The following is an 18,030-nucleotide window of genomic DNA, read 5'->3' on the forward strand; positions in this document are numbered from 1 at the left end:
CGCCTGCGAAGACGAGCGGCGGATACGAGGCGAGCTCGGCAAGGGTCTTGCGCAGAGCCTCTTGGTCCGGCCATTCAGGCTGCTGCGCCGCCCCGCCGTGTACCCCCCCCGCCGCCGTCAGACCCGCAGGGCCGCCAGCTGCTCGGCGAACGGCACCACGGTCTCCGCCCGCTCCCCGCCGTCCGCCGCCGGCCCGCTGGGGGCACGGCCGGCGAGCAGCCCGGCGAGTTCGCCGGCGGCCCGGTCGATCCGGCCCGGGAGCCCGTCGGTGAGCCGGTCGCCCGTGCCGCCCCAGTCGTCGGTGGCCGCGTAGACCGAGGTCGGGACGACCACCGAGCGCAGGTAGCCGAACAGCGGCCGGACGGCGTGCTCCAGTGCCAGCGAGTGCCGGGGCGTACCGCCGGTGGCGGCGATCAGCACCGGCTTGCCGGTGAGCGCGTCGGGGTCGAGCACGTCGAAGAACGACTTGAACAGCCCGCTGTAGGACGCGGCGAAGATCGGCGACACGGCGATCAGCCCGTCGGCCCGGGTGACCGCCTCGATCGCCTCGCGCAGCGCGGGGCCGGGGAAGCCGGTGACGAAGTTGTTCGCGATCTCGGTGGCGAGGTCGCGCAGTTCGATCACCGTGACGTCCGCCTCCCGCCCGTCGAGGGCGAGCCGGCGCACCGTCGACTCGGCCAGCCGGTCCGCGAGCAGTCGGGTCGAGGACGGCTTGCTCAGCCCGGCGCTGATCACCACCAGTCGGTACGCGGTCACTTGGTCGCCTCCGTGTTCTCCTCGGTGTTCTGCTCCTGCTCCCGGCGGACGCGGTCGGCCGCGACCAGCGAGGCGTGGGTCGGGGCGTCCGGGACCTCGGCCGGGCGGCCCTTGGCGAACTCCTCGCGCAGCACCGGCACGACCTCCTCGCCGAGCAGGTCCAGCTGCTCCAGCACGGTCTTCAGCGGCAGGCCGGCGTGGTCCATCAGGAACAGCTGGCGCTGGTAGTCGCCGAAGGTGTCGCGGAAGGTCAGGGTCTTCTCGATGACCTCCTGCGGGCTGCCGACGGTGAGCGGGGTCTCCGCGGTGAACTCCTCCAGCGACGGCCCGTGTCCGTACACCGGCGCGTTGTCGAAGTACGGGCGGAACTCGCGCACCGCGTCCTGCGAGTTCTTGCGCATGAACACCTGGCCGCCGAGGCCGACGATGGCCTGCTCGGGGGTGCCGTGCCCGTAGTGGGCGTAGCGCTCGCGGTAGAGGTTGATCAGCTTCTTGAAGTGCTCCTTGGGCCAGAAGATGTTGTTCGCGAAGAAGCCGTCACCGTAGTACGCGGCCTGCTCGGCGATCTCCGGGCTGCGGATCGAGCCGTGCCAGACGAACGGCGGGACGCCGTCGAGCGGGCGCGGGGTGGCGGTGAAGGACTGCAGCGGGGTGCGGAAGCGGCCCGACCAGTCGACCACGTCCTCGCGCCACAGCTGGTGCAGCAGCGCGTAGTTCTCGATCGCGAGCGGGATGCCCTGGCGGATGTCCTTGCCGAACCACGGGTAGACCGGGCCGGTGTTGCCGCGGCCCATCATGAGGTCCACCCGGCCCTCGGCGAGGTGCTGGAGCACCGCGTAGTCCTCGGCGATCTTCACCGGGTCGTTGGTGGTGATCAGCGTGGTCGAGGTGGAGAGGATGATGCGCTCGGTCTGCGCGGCGATGTAGCCGAGCAGGGTGGTCGGCGAGGACGGCACGAACGGCGGGTTGTGGTGCTCGCCGGTCGCGAAGACGTCCAGGCCGACCTCCTCCGCCTTGCGGGCGATGGCCACCGTGGCCTTGATCCGCTCGTGCTCGGTCGGGGTGCGGCCGGTCGTCGGGTCGGGGGTGACATCGCCGACGGTGAAGATTCCGAACTGCATGTTGCTCACCACACTCCAGGTTGAATCCCGCAGGTGAAACCTGGTTCAGGATCCGATCGTCAAAGTTTCAACCACTTTAGCATCCGCCACCCGGGTGTTATTCCCCTCCGCGCCCGGCCCCTGTTCCGAGGCCGCACCGCGCCCCGCGGCCGCGGGAGCCGCGCGAACCGCCCGGCGGGCGCGCAGCGCGTCCGGGAGCAGGGTCAGCAGGCCCGCGACGGCCAGCGCCACCCCCAGCCAGAGGGCGGCGCGCAGGCCCCGGGCCTCGATGGCGAGCCCGCCGAGCAGGGAACTGAGGATGACGCCCAGCGTGATGAAGGAGTTGTGGAGGGTGTTCACCAGCGGACGGGCGTTGCCGATCCGCTGGACCCGCGAGGCCATCGCCGGGTTCATGGTGACGCCGACCAGGCCGACACCGAGCAGCAGGCCGACCGCCGGCACCCGGAGCTGGGCGAAGAGCGCGAGACCGGCCAGGAAGACGGTGTTCAGCGCCAGGCCGACGGCGAGCACCGGCAGCGCGTACCGGTCGGCGAGCCGGCCGACCACGGTGTTGCCGACCACGGTCGCCGCACCGTAGGCGACGAGCAGCAGCGGGACGGAACCGGCCGAGAAGCCGGTGATCTCGGTCAGGACCGGGTTGACGTAGCTGAACAGCGAGAAGGTGGCGCCGATGATCAGGGTGCTGGTGACGAACGCCAGCCAGAGCCTCCCGTTGCGCAGAACGCCGAACTCCGCGCGGAGCGAGCCACCGCCCTCGGCATGGTCGGCGTCCGGCACCCCGGCGAGGGTGGCCAGCGCGACCGCCACGGTGAGCACGGCCACCGCCCAGAACGCCGCCCGCCAGCCGAGGTGCTCCCCGACGACGGTGGCCAGCGGCAGGCCGAGCAGGGTGCCGAGCATCAGGCCGTTCATCAGCACGGCGATCGACCGGCCGCGCACCTCGGGGCGGGCCAGCTGGGCGCAGAGCGAGATCGAGATGCCGAAGAAGGCCTGCGCGGCGATCCCGCTGACCACCCGGGCGACCAGCATCACCGGATAGCCGGAGGCGGTCGCGGCGAGCAGGTTGCCGACCAGGAAGATCGCGAACAGCAGCATCAACGCCCGCTTCTGGCGCATCCGCAGGAGCGAGACGGTGAGGAAGGGGCCGCCGAGGGACATCGCAGCGGAGAAGGCGGTGATCAGGTAGCCGATCTGCGGGACCGTCGCGTCGAGGCCCTCCGCCAGCTGCGGCATCAGCCCGGCGACGGCGAACTCACTGGTCACCATCGCGAAGATGCCGAGGGCGAGGACGTACACGGCAGGTGGCATGGGAGTGCTCCCCCGATAGTTTTGGATTGATCGGTTCAAAATTTGGGCAGGCGAACGCAGGGCAGCAGGGTGGACGAGGGAGCAGGCGGGCGGCGCGGCGGCCGGCTCGCGGGTCAGGGCGTGAGCGCGTCCATCGCGGTGGCGGCGACGGCCTCGACGGCGGCCCGGTCGGCCCCGCCCTTGGCGGCGACCCGCATCCCGGCGATCACCGCGTTCACGAACCGGGCCAGCTCGCCCGCCTCACGGCGCCCGGCGATCTCACCGGCACGCTGCCCGGCGCCGATCGCGGCTCCCAGTGCGGCGAGCCGCACCTCCTGGTCCCGGGCCAGCACCGCGGCCGCCTCCGGATCGCGCCCGGCCGGCTCGACGACGGTGTTCACGGTCAGGCAGCCGACGCTGCGCCCGTCCGGGCGGTACTCGAACTCCCCGTCGACGACCCGGGCGAGCAGCAGCCGGATCCGCTCCAGCGGGGGCAGCGCCACGTCCTCCAGCAACGCGACCTGCGGGACGGTCATCAGCTCGTTGTAGCGGTCCAGCGACCTCTTGAAGAGGTCGCGCTTGCTGCTGAACGTGTTGTAGATGCTGCTCCGCCCGAGACCGGTCGCCTCGCAGAGGTCCTGGGTGGAGGTGGCCTCGTAGCCGTTCGCCCAGAACGCCCGCATCGCCGCGTCCAGCGCCCGGTCCTCGTCGAAGGTGCGTGGTCTCGCCATGGCAGCACCATAGCCGTTTTGGATCGATCGGTGCAATACCGTGCGGCCCCCGCTCCCCCACCCCCGCTCCCCCGGCCGGCGCGGCTGCGGCGCGGGACAATGGGAGGAGCCGGAAGCGGTCGGCCGGAGCAGACGAAGGGCGGCGAACCGATGGCGGCGTACATCGCGGTGAGCGCGCTGAGCCACGAGGGGCTGGTGCGCGAGCAGAACGAGGACAGCCTCACCGTCGGGCCGTGGACGCTCTGCGCGACCGTCACCACCAACCCGCAGACCCTGCTCTTCCCGCTCGGCCCGCCCTGCGTGGTCGCGGTCGCCGACGGGCTCGGCGGGCACCCCGGCGGCGAGATCGCCAGCGCCCTGGTCGCCCGGCGGCTGGCCGCGAGCGGACCGGCGCTCGACGGCGAGGAGAGCGTCCGCGACGCCCTCCAGGGCTGCAACCAGGACGTGTACGCCGCCGCCGGCGGGGATCCCGGGCTGGCCGCGATGGGCACCACGGTGGCGGGCCTGGTACTGCTGGCGGATCAGGCCGTGGTCTTCAACGTCGGCGACAGCCGCGTCTACCGCGTCGGCGAGGGCGGGAGCGAGGACGACGGCGGGGGCGCGCTGCGCCGGGTCAGTGTGGACGACAGCCCGCCGCTGCCGCCCGGACGGCGCACCACCTCGGTGGTCACCCAGACCCTCGGCGGCTCACTCGGCCTGACCTTCGTCGAGCCGCACGTCCGCAGCGCGCCGCTGGCCGTCGGCGACCGGTACCTGGTGTGCAGCGACGGGCTGACCGACCCGGTGCCGGACGAGGAGCTCTCGGCTCTGCTGGCCCGCCCGCCGGAGGAGGCCGAACGGGCCGACGGGCGGGCGGCGTTCGAGCTCTGGAAGGCCGCGATCGAGGCCGGCGGGCCGGACAACATCACACTCGCGCTGGTGCGGATCGTGGCGTAGCCGTGGCGACGCGGGAGGGCCCCGGCGGCGAACCGCCGGGGCCCTCGTTCAGTGCTGGTCGGTCGACTCCTCGGTGCTCGGCCGGTACTCCTCGGTCAGTACTCGGCCTTGATGGTCGCGCCGGAGAACCCTTCCTGGGCGTAGAGGCTCAGGAAGACGTAGCCGGCCGGCGGATTGGTGATGGTCAGGGTCTCGCTGTTGTCGGCGTTGGTGGACTTGGCCGTGTAGGCGTCGGTGTACGCCCAGCCGCCGCCGTTGTAGTAGAGGTCGGCGTTGCCGGTGCCGCCCGTGCTGGTGAGCTTGAGCTGCGTCACCCCGGCCGGCAGGAACAGGTAGAAGTGCGCGTAGTTGCCGGTGGTCGCCGCCACGTTGCCGCGCCCGCAGTTCCGGTCCAGCTGGCGGGTGTCGGCGCCGGTGCAGTCCCCGCCGGAGCCACCGGAGCCGACGGTGACGTCCTGGCGGGTGCTCGCGGTGGCGCCCTTGTCGTCGGTCACCGTGAGCGTGACGGTGAAGGTACCGGCCTTGGCGTACGTCTTGGCCGGGTTGGCCGCGGTGTCGGTGGTGCCGTCACCGAAGTCCCAGGCGCGGGAGGCGATGGTGCCGTCCTGGTCGGTCGAGCGGTCGGTGAAGGTCACCGACTGGCCGGAGACCGCGGTGGTGAAGGCGGCGGTCGGCGGCTGGTTGCCGGGCGGGTTGGTGCTGCCGCCGCAGGCGCCGGCCGCGCAGGCGGTCAGCCAGCTGTCGAAGTCCGCGTCGTAGCGGGTGCCGATGGTGGTCTTGAGGATGGTGCGGGCGCCCTCCCAGTCGCCGGTGCGGTACTTGGCGAGCACCGCGTCCATGTCGGAGCGGTGCTGCTCCAGCATGTAGCGGACGGCCAGGTAGCCCCACCGGTAGACGCGGTCCTGGTCGCCGTACACGGTGTCGAAGAGGTCGGAGAGCCGGTAGGTGTGACGGCCGGCGGCGGCGATCGCGCCGTCGTTGGTCTCCTTGCGGTACGAGTAGGAGACGTACTCGGCGAAGCCCTCGACCCACCAGACGGTCGGGGTGGTCAGACCGGCGTCGAAGTCGCCGTACATGTCGAACCGGCCGTCGAGGTAGTGGGTGTACTCGTGGTTGAGGTTCCAGATCTGGAAGTCCGGGCGGGCCCAGTCGGCCTCGTAGGCCAGGAAGCGCGGCTGGTTGCCGGCCTCGTTGGGCTTGCCCTCCAGGTACATGCCGCCGTTGTTGGTGTCGATCTTGTAGATGCCGGCCGCGAACACCGCGTAGTCGAAGCGCGAGTGGAAGACCACGACCTCGATGGTGGTGTTCTTGTCGTCCGCGACCGGGCCATTGTCCTTGGCCACGGAGTGGAAGTAGGCGTCCTGTCCGGTGAGGCTGGAGCAGGTGGTGGCGAGCTGGGCGGAGTCCAGCGCCTGGGCGAGGATCCGGATGCTCGGGCTGCAGGTGAAGTCGACCGTCAGGACGGCCGCCTTGAGCCGGGCCGGGGCGTCGCAGGTGCCGTAGGAGGAGCAGTTGCCGGCGTCGTAGGCGTCGGCCATCTCGGCGACGGCGGCCCACTCGTAGGAGGTGCGGCCGCTCGGCGAGGACTGGTCGGCCAGGCCCTTCATCAGCGGGCGGACCTTGGGCTGCAGCGCGGTGTACTGCACGAAGCGGCCCAGCTCGCGGGTCGCGTTGTAGACCAGGAAGGTGTAGTCGCCGCCGAGCAGGGCACTGTTGGCGGTGGCGAAGGCGTAGAGCGCGTCGAGCACGCTCGGGTCGGCCTGCACCGCCTCGACGAAGCCCTTCGTCTGGTGGCCGCGCCACAGCACGGTGAACACGCTGTTGAGCGCGTTGCCCATGTTCGCCGGGTTGTGGGTGGCGGCGTCGTAGTCGCCCAACAGGCGCTTGACCAACGGCAGGTAGCGGACGTTCTCCTGCGCGCTGTCGATCAGGGTGATCGCCTCCCCGAGCGTGCCCGCGTTGGCGGCGGAGACGTCACGGGAGTGCGCGCTGTTGAAGAAGGAGTCCAGCGCGCCGCGGATCGAGGTCTGCAGGGCGGTGCCGTAGGTGCCCACGTCGGAGGCGTGGTACCACTGCACGTAGTAGCCGGCCCGCAGGAACAGCACCAGCTGGGCGGTGGAGGTGGAGTTGTCGCCCGGGTAGTTGGCGGCGTTGTCGCGCAGGGCGTCCGCCACCGTGACCATCTGGGACTCGCGGAACGTCGCGCTCGCGTCCCCGCCGGTCAGCAGGAACAGGTCGTTGACGCAGCCGAGGTCGGCCGACTTGACGGCCTGCACCAGGGCGGCGCCGGTCCGGCTGAAGTCCGGGATGTTGCAGGGCTGCTCGCCGAGAGCCATGGGGGCGCTCTCGCCGAACGACTTGGCCAGCTCGGCCTTCTGCTGGGCCTTCTGCTCCGGCTTCGACAGGGTCGCGGTGCGCGAGGGGTCCGCGGTGGAGAAGGGGGCGCGGTCACGGGCCGGCGCCGGGTTCTCCGTGCCGTGGACGTCCGGCGCACCGCCGATCGCGGGCTGCGGGGCCAGGCCGGCGGGTCCGGCCGAGGTGGCGGGCGAGCCCGCGCCGGGCTTCACCGAGACCGGGGCGGGGGCGGCCTGAGCGCGCGGGGCGAACAGTCCGACCGCCACGAACATCGCGAGGACGAGCGTCAACATCCTCGCGAAATACGGGTGTTGATACAAAGGGCGTGCGGCTCTCACGTGGGGGCCTCCGGGCCTTCGTCGGCCGCGTGGGGGCGCGGCCGGTGGGGGTGGTGAGGACCGTTGCAAGGGCACCGTTGGGGCGGTTCCCTCGAGCATCGGTGGGGGTGTGACATGTACAATTGCACGCATCACATGGCCTAGGAAGGCCCAGAACCGACAACTGTCGCTTCCCCACAGGAACTTCACCGAACGACCGCAGAACGGCAGAGGGCGACCACACAATGGCAAAGGCCGCCGGTCGGTCGACCGGCGGCCCTCGCGGACGGCGACTGACGCCGCCTCGACACGCGCATTGCGGCGCGTCGGTGACGGTACGTCAGTTGTGGTGCGTGAGTTGCAGCGTGCAGGTGCAGCACGCAGTCGCGGCATGTCAGCCGCGGCGCGTCAGTTGCGGACGAGGAGCACCGCGCCTGCGGTGACCAGGCCGATCACGACGGCCGCCGCGCCGTACGACAGCCGGTGCGAACGCACCACCGGCAGGTAGCGGTCCACGGCGTACCGGCCGGGGCCGGTCAGTGCGAGCGCCGCCGCGGCGGCGAGCAGGATCAGTTCGTACTCGCTGCCGCCGTCCATCGCGAAGAACTTGCCGCTCCACGTGACGGCGAGGGCATTGAGCATGGTGCCCAGGATCGCGGCGGCCGCCAGCGGAGCCAGCAGGCCGACGGCGAGCGCCAGTCCGCCGCCGGCCTCGGAGAGGCCGGCCACGACGGCCATGGCCTTGGGCGCCGGGTAGCCCTTCATGTCGAAGAAGGCGCCGGTGCCGTCGATCCCGCCGCCGCCGAACCAGCCGAACAGCTTCTGGCTGCCGTGCGCGGCCATGGTCAGGCCGAGGGCCACGCGCAGCAGCAGGAGGCCTGCGTCGTAGGCGTGCGGGGAGGTGATCGCGGATCCGGGAGTTCTCCCGGCCGCAGCGGTGGGGTTGGTGGGGGCGGTCGTGCTCGGGCTGCTGCTCGGCATGCGCGTCTCCAGGAAAAAAGGGGGGTTCGTCGATTTCGGTCCGGATTTGTTCAAATTCGAACCAGTGGGGTGATGAGACCGTACCTGCAAGTTTGAATTTGAACAACTGGCGCGGCATGAAATCTTGGCGTGATCAAGTCAGCAGTGGTGTAGACCGGCGTACGAAGGCACCAGGCGGGGCACGCTCTGGACATGGCACATCGCAACGAACACCGGCGCGCACAGGACAAGGGCACCCCGCACGCCGAGGCCCTCGCAGCCTTCACCGAACGGGTCCGGCTGATCACCCCCGCCCAGTGGGACGCACCCACCCCGTGCGCCGACTGGACCGTCCGCGACCTGGTCAACCACCTCACCGGCGAGCAGCTCTGGGTGCCCGAGCTGCTGATGGGCGCCACCATCGGCGAGGTCGGCGCCCGTTTCGACGGCGACGTCCTCGGTGACGACCCCGTCGCCGCCTGGACCGCCGCCGCGGACGCCGCACGTGACGCCTTCGCCGTCCCCGGCGCCACCGACCTCACCGTGCACCTGTCCTTCGGCGACGTCTCCGGCCAGTACTACCTGGACCAGCTCACCGCCGACGCCGTCGTGCACACCTGGGACCTCGCCGAGGGCACCGGCCGGCTCACCCGGCTGCCGGAGGAACTGGTGGACTTCGCGCTCGCCGAGTACGCCGGCTACGGCGACCTCTCGGGCAGCGGGATGTTCGACCCGCCGCTGCCGGTCCCGGACGACGCCGGGCCGCAGACCCGGATGCTCGCGCTCACCGGACGCCGGGACCGCCCCTGACCTGCGCCTTTCGCCGGCAAGTGGACCTCGCCGACGGCTCCCCTTCCGCCACGCCGCCCGGACAACGGGCACGCCGCCGGATACTGGAGGTGTCGGGGGCGGAACCGCAGCAGACCGGAGAGGCGGGCGCGCCATGAGCCGCAGGCCGGACATCCTCGGCGAGTTCACCGCGGAGCACCGCGCGGTGGAGGAACTGCTCGCCCGGATCGAGGCCGCCGGGCCGAACCCCGGCGCCGACGGCACGGACGGCGGGGCCGGGGTCCGGCCCGGCGCGGCCACGGGCGAGGGGGCCGCCGACGGAGCGGGCCGCGCGGCAGAGCTGGATCAGCTGATCGGGCGGCTCACCGACCTGCTGTTCAGCCACTGCGCGGCGGAGGAGGAGCACCTGTTCCCGGTCGTCCAGCACGATGTGCCGGACGGCGGTGCACTGGTCTTCCGGTGCATCCACGACCACCTCGCGATCGGCCAGTACCTCGCCGACCTGCAGGCGCTGCCGCCCGGCGACCCCGCCCTCGACACCCTGCTGCGCGGACTGGCCGAGCTGCTGCGCCGCCACCTGGCGACCGAGGAGAAGCAGCTGTTCACCGCGGCCCGCAAGGCCCTCCCGGCCGCCACCCGGAACGCACTCGCCGAACGGCTGCGGGCCGACCGGGCGGAGATCGCCGAGGCCGGACCGTGAGCTCGTGGCTCAGGGCTTGGCGCTGATCACCGCGAACCGGCCGCCCTCCGGATCCTGGAGCCGGGCCACCCGCCCGTAGGGCGAGTCGAACGCCGGGCCGATCGCGCTGCCGCCGAGTTCCGCCGCCCTGGCCAGCGCCGCGTCGGTGTCCGGCACCGAGAACGACACCTCCCAGTGCGGCGGCATCCCCGCGGGGCCGCTCGCCTGCTCCCTCGCGAGTGCGGCGACGCTGTGCCCCTCGGCGCGCAGCACCACCCGGTCGTGCTCCCAGCGGACCTCGAACCGCTCCGGGTCCCGGCCGTCCCAGCGGAACACCTCGCCGTAGAAGAGCGCGGCGGCGAACGGGTCCGGGGTGCGCAGTTCGATCCAGACCGGCGCGCCGAGGAGGTTCAGTCGCCGGGCCCGGCCCAGCGGGCCCTCCCAGATGCCGAACACCGCGCCCGCCGGGTCCGCGGCGAAGGCCACCCGGCCCGCGTCGAAGGAGAGCGGGCCGACGGCGAGCGTCGCCCCGCGCTCGCGGACCGCATCGGCGGCGGCGTCGGCGCTCTCGGTGCCGAAGTAGCTGGTCCAGGCGACGGGCATGCCCCAGCCGCCGCTCGCCACCCCCAGCCCGGCGACCGCCTCCCCGCCGGCCACGGCGTGCACGTACGGGCCGAAGCGGTCCGGCCCGGGCTCGAACTCCCAGCCCAGCAAAGGCCCGTAGAAGGCCTTGGCGGCATCGAGGTCGCGTGCCATCAGGCTCACCCAGCACGGGACGGCCGCCACGCAGCGCACCTCGGCCGTTGTCCCACCGCTGACCATCGCGACCACCTCCGAGACCCCGGCCGCCGGGCCCCTCCCGACTCCCACGGCCGTCCGGCCGCCCGGGCGAGTTCAGCCTAGGGTGTGCCGGGCGGTTCGCGGCGGATCAGCGCGCGGGACGGTGGAGATGAGAGGTGTGCGCGGATGCGGCCCCGCTCCGTGGGTCAGAGCACGGGCGCACCCCCGAAGCCTCCGTGGCCGGCGCCCGGGACGGTCAAGGCCAGCCAGCCGTGGCCTCGGACCGGGGTGTCGGCGGTGATCGCGGCGGGGTTCACGGAGAGGCCGGCGGCGGCCCGGCCGATCGACTCGACCAGCGAGGCGTTGGGCTCGACGCCGTCCTCGTCGAACGCGTCGCTCTCCTCCTCGTCGGACTCGCCGTCCGGTCCGTCGGGGAGGGGCAGCGGCTCCCAGGGCAGCGGCTCCCCCGTCCACTCCGGCTCGCCGTAGCGCCAGTAGCCGCGCACCAGGCTGCCGTGCTCGGCGGCGGCCCAGATCACGGAGTCGGCGAACGGGTCCTGGAAGAACACCTGGGCCCGGCCGCAGGCGGCGCTGAGGCGCTCGACCACCTCGTGCGGCCACCACGTCGTCTCCCGCAGCGGGGACTCCGCGTAGATCAGCCGCCACCCCGCGTACTCGGGCGTGACGAACACCCGGTGCACCCGCTCGGGCGCGGACTTCTCGTCCTCCTCCTGGGCGGCCAGCCCATAGCGGACGGTGACGGGGATCCGGTCGTGCAGCCCCAGCGCGGCGAACGCCTCCTCGTACGCCTCGCCCGGGACGGCCAGCCACCAGTGGTCGGGCAGCGGCCCCGGGCGCTCGGCCTCGAACGCCCGGCGGACCGCCCGCTCGTCGACACCGCGCGCCGACGCCTCGGCGCCCAGCACGTCGAGGAGCGCGGTGATCGCCTCGGGGGCGGGGACGGCTGCGGTCACGGAGTTCATGGCGCAGACGCTAGCCGAGGGGTCCGACAGTCCGTCACCCGCACGGGTGAGCCGATGTGGAGTCCCTGACCCGTTCACCCGCGAGGGGGACGGACCCGCCCGGTCAACTTCCCCGTCGACCGGGCGGGTCCAGCCGGGCGACCAGGTGGAGGCGGTCACCGTCTGCGCTGTCGGCGGGCCGGTCGCCGTCCGTCCAGGGCGGTTCGGTGCGCGGGCCGGGCCGGTCGTGGAGGGCGAGCACCGTGAAGCCGTGGACGGCGAGCAGGTGGCGCAGCTCCTGGGGGAAGAGCAGCCGCCAGGCGGAGTGCTGCTCGATCGGCGGGGCGCCGTCGTCACCGGCCCAACTGCGGGTGCGCCGCAGCAGTTGGGCGGCGTGGTCGATCGACAGCACGGTGCGGGAGACGTACGTGACGCCTTCGTGGGTGACGCTGTCGAAGCGTGGGGCGTCGAGGAGTTCGGTGCGGCCGAGGAAGAAGGCCCCGTTGCGCATCTCGGCGACCAGCAAGCCGCCGGGGCGCAGGTGGTGGCGGAGCCGGCCGAACAGGGCGTCGAGGTCGGCGTTGGTGTGGCAGTAGAGCAGCGCGCTGTCCAGGCAGAGCACGGCGTCGAAGCGGTCGGGCAGCGTGAAGTCGCGCATGTCGCCGACGTGGTAGGCCGGTCCGGGGTGGCGGGACCGGGCGTGGGCGATCATCGCCGGGGAGCTGTCCAGGCCGGTGACGGTGAGCCCGGCCGCCCGGTGCAGCCAGCCCGCGTCGCGGCCGGTGCCGCAGCCCAGGTCGAGGACCTGGGGCCCGGCGCCGTGTTCGCGGAGCATCGCCCCGGCCCACCGGGCGGCGGTGAACCCGGGGTCGGGGAAGCGGAGTTCGTAGAGTTCCGGACGGTCGGTGAGCAGGTTGCGGTGGGCGGTGGCGGGGGCCGCGGCTGGGGCGGCGGCCACGGGGCGGTGGTTCATCGGGCCTCGCTGGGGAGGGGACGGGCGTCCGGTCCGGGGAGCGGTGCGGCGGCGGGCGCGGGCAGCACACCGAGACCGGCGCGGTCCGGGGTGCGGACGGTGCCGTCGGCGCCGCCGATGCCCTGCCAGGGGTCGTGGGCGAGCAGCAGGTGGCCGTCGAGGTCGAGCCAGCGGGCCCGGTCGGCGAGGTGGACGGCGGGCGCGATGCCGAGCGAACTGGCCGCCAGGCAGCCGAGCATCAGCTCGGTGCCGCTGCCGCGCAGGGCCTCGGCGATGCGCAGCACCTGGTGGACGCCGCCGCACTTGGCGAGCTTGAGGTTGACGCCCTGTACCCGCCCGGCGAGCCGGCAGGCGTCCTCGTAGCCGACGGCGTCCTCGTCGGCGATCACCGGGACGGGTGAGCGCTCGGCGACGGCGGCCAGCGCGCCGGGGCGGCCCGGTGGGATCGGCTGCTCGACGGCCTCGACGCCGAGGGCGGCGAAGGAGGGCAGCAGCCGCAGGGCCTGTGCGGGAGTCCAGGCGCCGTTGGGGTCGAGCAGCAGCCGGACGTCCGGGGCGGCCTCGCGGACGGCCCGGACGCGGGCCAGGTCGAGGCCGGGGTCCGGGGCGCCGGCCTTGACCTTGAGCACGGTGAACCCGGCGTCGGCGAGCCGGGCGGCCCGGACGGCGGCGTGGGCGGGCGGGTCGATGCCGATGGTGCGGGCGGTGGCGGCGGCGACCGGGTCGGCACGGCCGAGCAGCCGGTGGACGGGCTCGCCGGCCCGTTGGCCGACCAGGTCGAGCAGTGCGGCCTCGACGGCGGCCAGCACCCCGGCCGGCAGCGTCGGGTAGGGGGCCGCGCCGTCGCGGAGGTCGGCGAGCGCCTGCTCCGGGTCCGGGCCGTTCTCCAACGCCGGGCGCAGCGCTTCGAGTTCGCGCCGGATCCGGTCGGCGGGCAGGTCCAGGTAGACGCTGCTGACCGCCTCGCCGTGTCCGGTCGCCCCGTCGTGCCCGAGGGAGAGCTGGACGGCGTCCCGTTGTGTGGTCACCGAGCGGGAGATGCGCAGCGGCTCGGCCAGGCGGAGCCGGACGGTGCGGACGTCGAGTCTCATCGGTCCTTCTCGGTGCGAACGGGGACGGTCCCGACGGTGGTCCCGACGGCGGCGGTGGCGGCGGTGGCGGCGGCAGCGGCAGCGACCACCGGGCCGGCGGCCGGTTCCCCGGACGCGGGCCGGCCGGTCCGGCAGCGCGCCCAGCCGGTGACCTCGACGGCCGCCGGGTACGGGATCTCGACCGGGCGCGACACGGCCCGCCCGGCGTCCAGGCCGTGCAGCCGGCAGAACGCGTCGTCGTACACGGTGCCGAGGTAGCGGTGCGGGCCGTCGGGGAAGACGGTGGCGACGGCCGCGCCCGGATCGGCCCGGGCGGCCCAGGCGGCGACCAGGGCGACCGCGCCGGTGGACCAGCCGCCGCTGACGAAGGCGCCCCGGGCGAGGCGCCGGCAGGCGTCGACCGCCTCGGCCGGGCCGACCCAGTGCACCTCGTCGAAGGCCTGGTGGGCGACGTTGCGCGGGTGGATGGAGCTGCCGAGGCCGCGCATCAGCCGGGGCCGGGCGGGCTGGCCGAAGATGGTGGAGCCGACCGAGTCGACCCCGATGATCCGCAGCCGGGGCCAGCGGCGGCGCAGCGCCTCGGCGAGCCCGGCGCTGTGGCCGCCGGTGCCGACGCTGCAGACCAGCACGTCCAGGTGGTCGAGTTCGGCGGTGATCTCCCGGGCCATCGATCGGTAACCGGCCGCGTTGTCGGGGTTGTTGTACTGGTCGGGCCAGTAGGCGTCGGGCAGCCGGTCGAGCACGTCCCGCAGCCGGGCGAGCCGGGCCGCCTGCCAGCCGCCGCGCCGGGCCGGCCGCTCGACCAGCTCCAGCCGGGCACCGTAGGAGCGCAGCAACTGCCGCATGGACGGTTCGAGTTCGCTGTCGCCGACCAGCACGACGGGGTGGCCGAGGGCCTGTCCGGCGAAGGCCAGGCCGACGCCCATGGTGCCCGAGGTGGACTCCACCACCGTGGCGCCGGGCCGCAGTTCACCGCGCGCGTGGGCGCCGCGGAGCATCGCGACGGCCGATCGGGCCTTCATGCCGCCGGCGCTCAGCCCCTCCAGCTTGGCCCAGAAGCCGGGGTGCGACCGCGGCAGCGGGGTAGTGATCCGGGCCAGCGGGGTGCCGCCGAGCAGCGGCAGCAGGGCCGGGTTGCCCAAGACCGGACGGGCCGGCGCCGCACCGGGGTCGAGCAGGGCGGTCACCGGGCCGCACCCCCGTACAGGTGGAGGATGCTGGGGCCGCCGTCGAGCCAGAAGAAGGGGTAGGGCTCGGCGCTGACGCCGGTGACCCCGTCGCCGAGCAGGCGGGGCAGGATGGAGCTGCCGGTCTGCGCGAACAGCACCAGGGGCTTGCCGGTGGCGCGGGCGTGGGCGAGCAGCGGGTCGAGGGTGCCGTTGCCGAGGGTCATGCCGGAGGCGAGGATCGCGTCGCAGTCGCCGAGGTGGGCGAGGGCGTCGGTGTGCACCGGCTCGTCCCACTCGGTGTGCCCGCCCTTGAGGTCGCACGGCAGGTAGCCGACCTCGTGCGAACGGAGCTGCTCCAGCAGGGAGTTGACGACGCCGACGACCAGGACCCGGCGGACGGCGGCGAGCGGCAGCAGCCCCACCACGGCGGAGGCGCGGACCCGCGACTTGGTGAGCGAGGAGCCCGAGGGCAGGCCGTACCGCCGGGCACCGTAGGCCGGTGCGTGCGGGAGGCAGTGGCCGAGGTAGGCGTCGAGCGCGGCGACCCGGACGGCGCCGCACGGGTGGTCGAGCAGGTCGGCGACGCTGGCGCCGACGCAGTCGGTGACCGTGTCGGCGGGCAGTTCGCCGGGCTCGACGGCGCAGGAGCCGACGGCGGCGCCGAGCCGGAGGCTGAGCACCTCGTTGCGGTACCCGCGGGCCCGGCCGCCGTGCCGCACGGCCTGCACCGTGCTGAAGGCGAGCGCGATCCGCAGCGCGGCCGGGTCGGGCCCGTACGCCCCCGTACGGGCCCGCCCGGTGATCAGGTCGAGCACGGGGAGGGTGGTGATCCCGTGGCTCGTGGTGAGGGTGCCAGCCGGGGCGGGGTCGGCGGCCCAGGTGGGCGGGGCGGTGGCGGCCAGGGTGCTCATGCGGACACCGCCGCGGCTTCGTCCCGGCGGTCGGCGGGCCCGGCCTCGGGACCGGGACCGGACTCGGGACCGGGCGCGGCCTCGGACTCGGCCTCGGACTCGGCCCCGGACGCGGGCGCGAGACGGGGGGCGAGCCCGGTGAGCAGCCGCTCGGCCGTGCGGCGCGCCCCGGCCCCGCCGGTGTCGGCGGTCATGACGTGCCCGAGGTACTCGTTGTTGCTGGTCGCGGGCCGCACCTCGCGGCCGGACCCGGCGAGCGCGAGCTCGACCACCGCCGGGTCGCGGCGCACCGTGTCCTCGCCGTCGAAGCCGTCCAGCAGGCCGGCCTGCCCGCCGCCGGGCACCAGGAAGGCGATGGCGGCGCTGGCGACCCCGGTCGGGCGGACGGCCAGGTCGGGCCGGCGGCCGAGCGCGACGTCGACGGCGGCGGCCGCCAGGTCGACCCCGGTGACCCGCCGGACCAGCTCGGTGATCCGGTTCCCGGCCGGACGCGGATTGACCTCGATCACCCGGGGTCCGGCGGCGGTGAGCTTGATCTCGGTGTGCGCGACGACCTGGTCGAGACCGAGCGCGCCGAGCGCGGCGACGGCGGTGTCGGCAGCCGCCTCGGCCTCGGCCGGGTCGAGCGCGGCCGGGAACATGTGCCCGGTCTCGACGAAGGCGGGCGCACCGCCGATGCTCTTGTCGGTGATCCCGACGACGTGCGCGACCCCGTCCGTGGACACCGTCTCGACGCTGACCTCCGGTCCGGTGAGCAGTTCCTCCAGCAGCACCGCCGGCTCCCGCCGCTGGCCGCGGGCGTTGACCGGGAAGGCGTCCAACGCCCGGATCGCCGCGAGGAGTTCCGTCTCGTCGCGGACCGCGCGGACGAACATGCCGGCGCACAGGTCGACCGGCTTGACGACGAGCGGATACCCGATCGCCCGGGCGGCGGCGCGGGCCCGTCCGGGGTCGGCGCAGAGCGCGTACGCGGGCCCGGGGACGCCGGCCTCGGCCAGCCGGCGGCGGGTGAGGTCCTTGCGGCAGGCGGCGGTGACGGCGTCGGGCGCCGGTCCGGGCAGGCCGAGCCGGCGGGCCACCAGGGCGACCTGCGGAAGGTAGTAGTCGCAGGAGGAGAGCACGCCGTCGAAGCCGAGCAGCGCGTGCAGCCGCCGTGCGTACGGCAGCAGCGCGTCGGGGTCGTTGGTGTCGGCGGTGAGCACGTTCTCGGCGGCGAGCAACGGGTGCGGGCCGTCGGCCGGAGCGCCGGCCCGCAGGTAGTGGTGCAGGTCGCGGGTGAGGAAGGTGAAGCGGTGGCCACCCTCCCCCAGCGCCCGCGGCAACAGCCTGCTCATGGAGCCGACCCAGCTCTCGATCACCAGCAGATGTGCCACGGATCTCCCTTTCGACCTTTCGACGGACTCGACAGGCAGGACCGTAACGGCATTCGTTTTCATTTTCAACGCGCCGGGGCCGCGTTTCCGTCGAAGCGTCAGATGAAAGTGGTTTTCATGTACTCTTGCCCTCGACCGCCACGCCACAGCCCCGCCGGAGTTGCCTGATGGATCGTCAGTTTCCTTACGTCGTCCGCCATGCACTCCCGAAGGACGTGCCCGGAGCGCGCCGGCTGATCCTGGACACCTTCTACCGCGAGTTCGGCTACGGCTACGTACCCGACTGGCACGCCGACGTCGTCGACCTCCAGGGGCACTACCTGGACCACCCCCGGCACGCCCTCCTGGTCGCCGTGCTGGGCGAGGAGGTGGTGGCCACCACCGCGCTGCACTCCACCGGGCCGGCCCATCCGCCGCACCCGCGCGAGCTCGTCCGGCACTTCCCGTCCGGGACCACCGCGCAGCTGGTCCGGGTCTACGTCCGGGCCGAGCACCGGCGGCACGGCCTGGCCCGGGAGCTCGTGCGCCGCGCCTGCGCGTTCGCCGCCGAGGAGGGCGGCTACCGGCGGCTCTACCTGCACACCAACACCGCGATCCCCGGCGCCGAGCCGTTCTGGCGCAGCCTCGCGGAGGAGGTCTACGACGCCCGCCCGACCGGTGAGCACGGCCCGGGGGTGGCCACCGTCCACTTCGAGATCCCGCTGCACCGGCCGGTGGCCGCGGCGGGCACGGCGGGGCACGGCGCGAGCTTCGGCGCGAGCTTCGGCGCGAGCTTCGACCGAATGTGAGGCAGGTCACATCGAGGTGCGAAATTTCCGGGGACGAATTCCCCGTTTAGCC

General features: G+C 73.7%; 17 protein-coding genes. 4 read left to right on the plus strand and 13 right to left on the minus strand.

Annotated features, from left to right (window positions below; all coding sequences use genetic code 11):
- Positions 1–117: 117 nt before the first annotated feature.
- The 4 genes from ABZW10_RS22320 to ABZW10_RS22335 all read right to left on the minus strand — a co-directional run bounded on the left by ABZW10_RS22320 (position 118) and on the right by ABZW10_RS22335 (position 3,895).
- Positions 118–756, minus strand: a complete 639-nt coding sequence (locus ABZW10_RS22320; RefSeq protein ID WP_355368620.1) for an FMN reductase — start codon at positions 754–756, stop codon at positions 118–120.
- Entirely contained in the window at positions 753–1,877 is a 1,125-nt protein-coding gene (locus tag ABZW10_RS22325) for an LLM class flavin-dependent oxidoreductase (RefSeq protein WP_355368622.1), read from the minus strand. The genes ABZW10_RS22320 and ABZW10_RS22325 overlap by 4 nt, the downstream gene beginning before the upstream one ends.
- Positions 1,878–1,922: 45 nt before the next feature.
- On the minus strand, positions 1,923–3,185 hold the full coding sequence (locus ABZW10_RS22330) for an MFS transporter (RefSeq protein WP_355368624.1): 1,263 nt from the start codon (positions 3,183–3,185) through the stop codon (positions 1,923–1,925).
- Positions 3,186–3,298: 113 nt separating this feature from the next.
- On the minus strand, positions 3,299–3,895 hold the full coding sequence (locus tag ABZW10_RS22335) for a helix-turn-helix domain-containing protein (protein WP_355368626.1): 597 nt from the start codon (positions 3,893–3,895) through the stop codon (positions 3,299–3,301).
- 150 nt (positions 3,896–4,045) lie between these two features.
- Between ABZW10_RS22335 and ABZW10_RS22340 the strand changes: the two genes are divergently transcribed.
- On the plus strand, positions 4,046–4,831 hold the full coding sequence (locus ABZW10_RS22340) for a protein phosphatase 2C domain-containing protein (RefSeq protein WP_355368628.1): 786 nt from the start codon (positions 4,046–4,048) through the stop codon (positions 4,829–4,831).
- A 95-nt stretch (positions 4,832–4,926) separates the two neighbouring features.
- Here ABZW10_RS22340 and ABZW10_RS22345 read toward each other — a convergent pair whose 3' ends face one another.
- Together ABZW10_RS22345 and ABZW10_RS22350 are read right to left on the minus strand one after the other, a co-directional pair.
- Complete coding sequence (locus ABZW10_RS22345; RefSeq protein ID WP_355368630.1) at positions 4,927–7,479, minus strand: collagenase; 2,553 nt, start codon at positions 7,477–7,479, stop codon at positions 4,927–4,929.
- A gap of 432 nt (positions 7,480–7,911) precedes the next feature.
- A complete protein-coding gene (locus tag ABZW10_RS22350) occupies positions 7,912–8,484 on the minus strand; it encodes a DoxX family membrane protein (RefSeq protein ID WP_355368632.1) in 573 nt (190 codons plus the stop codon).
- Between the two features lie 192 nt (positions 8,485–8,676).
- Here ABZW10_RS22350 and ABZW10_RS22355 point away from each other — a divergent pair, with 192 nt between their 5' ends.
- Both ABZW10_RS22355 and ABZW10_RS22360 read left to right on the plus strand, forming a co-directional pair.
- Positions 8,677–9,273 carry a TIGR03086 family metal-binding protein gene (locus tag ABZW10_RS22355; RefSeq protein WP_355368634.1) on the plus strand — a complete coding sequence of 199 codons (597 nt, stop codon included), beginning with the start codon at positions 8,677–8,679 and terminating at the stop codon, positions 9,271–9,273.
- Positions 9,274–9,406: 133 nt separating this feature from the next.
- On the plus strand, positions 9,407–9,952 hold the full coding sequence (locus ABZW10_RS22360) for a hemerythrin domain-containing protein (protein ID WP_355368636.1): 546 nt from the start codon (positions 9,407–9,409) through the stop codon (positions 9,950–9,952).
- 9 nt (positions 9,953–9,961) lie between these two features.
- On the opposite strand, the gene ABZW10_RS22365 is transcribed toward ABZW10_RS22360, so the two are convergent.
- The 7 genes from ABZW10_RS22365 to ABZW10_RS22395 form a co-directional block, all read right to left on the minus strand.
- The gene (locus ABZW10_RS22365) at positions 9,962–10,687 is read right to left on the minus strand and encodes a VOC family protein (protein ID WP_355368638.1); all 726 of its coding nucleotides are present in this window, start codon (positions 10,685–10,687) and stop codon (positions 9,962–9,964) included.
- Positions 10,688–10,917: 230 nt separating this feature from the next.
- Positions 10,918–11,694, minus strand: coding sequence for a hypothetical protein (locus ABZW10_RS22370; RefSeq protein WP_355368640.1), 777 nt, complete (start codon positions 11,692–11,694; stop codon positions 10,918–10,920).
- Between the two features lie 103 nt (positions 11,695–11,797).
- A complete protein-coding gene (locus ABZW10_RS22375) occupies positions 11,798–12,646 on the minus strand; it encodes a class I SAM-dependent methyltransferase (protein ID WP_355368642.1) in 849 nt (282 codons plus the stop codon).
- Positions 12,643–13,737, minus strand: coding sequence for a dipeptide epimerase (locus ABZW10_RS22380; protein ID WP_355368644.1), 1,095 nt, complete (start codon positions 13,735–13,737; stop codon positions 12,643–12,645). Before ABZW10_RS22380 ends, ABZW10_RS22375 begins: the two co-directional genes overlap by 4 nt.
- A complete protein-coding gene (locus tag ABZW10_RS22385; RefSeq protein ID WP_355368646.1) occupies positions 13,734–14,924 on the minus strand; it encodes a pyridoxal-phosphate dependent enzyme in 1,191 nt (396 codons plus the stop codon). The genes ABZW10_RS22380 and ABZW10_RS22385 overlap by 4 nt, the downstream gene beginning before the upstream one ends.
- Positions 14,921–15,817, minus strand: a complete 897-nt coding sequence (locus tag ABZW10_RS22390; RefSeq protein ID WP_355368648.1) for a DUF364 domain-containing protein — start codon at positions 15,815–15,817, stop codon at positions 14,921–14,923. Before ABZW10_RS22390 ends, ABZW10_RS22385 begins: the two co-directional genes overlap by 4 nt.
- On the minus strand, positions 15,814–17,190 hold the full coding sequence (locus tag ABZW10_RS22395) for an ATP-grasp domain-containing protein (RefSeq protein WP_355368650.1): 1,377 nt from the start codon (positions 17,188–17,190) through the stop codon (positions 15,814–15,816). Before ABZW10_RS22395 ends, ABZW10_RS22390 begins: the two co-directional genes overlap by 4 nt.
- Positions 17,191–17,405: 215 nt before the next feature.
- On the opposite strand from ABZW10_RS22395, the gene ABZW10_RS22400 reads away from it, so the two are divergent.
- On the plus strand, positions 17,406–17,978 hold the full coding sequence (locus ABZW10_RS22400; protein WP_355368652.1) for a GNAT family N-acetyltransferase: 573 nt from the start codon (positions 17,406–17,408) through the stop codon (positions 17,976–17,978).
- Positions 17,979–18,030: the final 52 nt, after the last annotated feature.

The organism is Kitasatospora sp. NPDC004723 (genome assembly GCF_040609255.1).
Taxonomy (GTDB): Bacteria; Actinomycetota; Actinomycetes; order Streptomycetales; family Streptomycetaceae; genus Kitasatospora.

What these genes read in the sequence shown, in the direction of transcription:
- ABZW10_RS22325 (WP_355368622.1), bottom strand. Translation starts at nt 1,877, where the DNA reads ATGCAGTTCGGAATCTTCACCGTCGGCGATGTCACCCCCGACCCGACG.
- ABZW10_RS22330 (WP_355368624.1), bottom strand. Translation starts at nt 3,185, where the DNA reads ATGCCACCTGCCGTGTACGTCCTCGCCCTCGGCATCTTCGCGATGGTG.
- ABZW10_RS22335 (WP_355368626.1), bottom strand. Translation starts at nt 3,895, where the DNA reads ATGGCGAGACCACGCACCTTCGACGAGGACCGGGCGCTGGACGCGGCG.
- ABZW10_RS22340 (WP_355368628.1), top strand. Translation starts at nt 4,046, where the DNA reads ATGGCGGCGTACATCGCGGTGAGCGCGCTGAGCCACGAGGGGCTGGTG.
- ABZW10_RS22345 (WP_355368630.1), bottom strand. Translation starts at nt 7,479, where the DNA reads ATGTTGACGCTCGTCCTCGCGATGTTCGTGGCGGTCGGACTGTTCGCC.
- ABZW10_RS22350 (WP_355368632.1), bottom strand. Translation starts at nt 8,484, where the DNA reads ATGCCGAGCAGCAGCCCGAGCACGACCGCCCCCACCAACCCCACCGCT.
- ABZW10_RS22355 (WP_355368634.1), top strand. Translation starts at nt 8,677, where the DNA reads ATGGCACATCGCAACGAACACCGGCGCGCACAGGACAAGGGCACCCCG.
- ABZW10_RS22360 (WP_355368636.1), top strand. Translation starts at nt 9,407, where the DNA reads ATGAGCCGCAGGCCGGACATCCTCGGCGAGTTCACCGCGGAGCACCGC.
- ABZW10_RS22365 (WP_355368638.1), bottom strand. Translation starts at nt 10,687, where the DNA reads ATGGCACGCGACCTCGATGCCGCCAAGGCCTTCTACGGGCCTTTGCTG.
- ABZW10_RS22370 (WP_355368640.1), bottom strand. Translation starts at nt 11,694, where the DNA reads ATGAACTCCGTGACCGCAGCCGTCCCCGCCCCCGAGGCGATCACCGCG.
- ABZW10_RS22375 (WP_355368642.1), bottom strand. Translation starts at nt 12,646, where the DNA reads ATGAACCACCGCCCCGTGGCCGCCGCCCCAGCCGCGGCCCCCGCCACC.
- ABZW10_RS22380 (WP_355368644.1), bottom strand. Translation starts at nt 13,737, where the DNA reads ATGAGACTCGACGTCCGCACCGTCCGGCTCCGCCTGGCCGAGCCGCTG.
- ABZW10_RS22390 (WP_355368648.1), bottom strand. Translation starts at nt 15,817, where the DNA reads ATGAGCACCCTGGCCGCCACCGCCCCGCCCACCTGGGCCGCCGACCCC.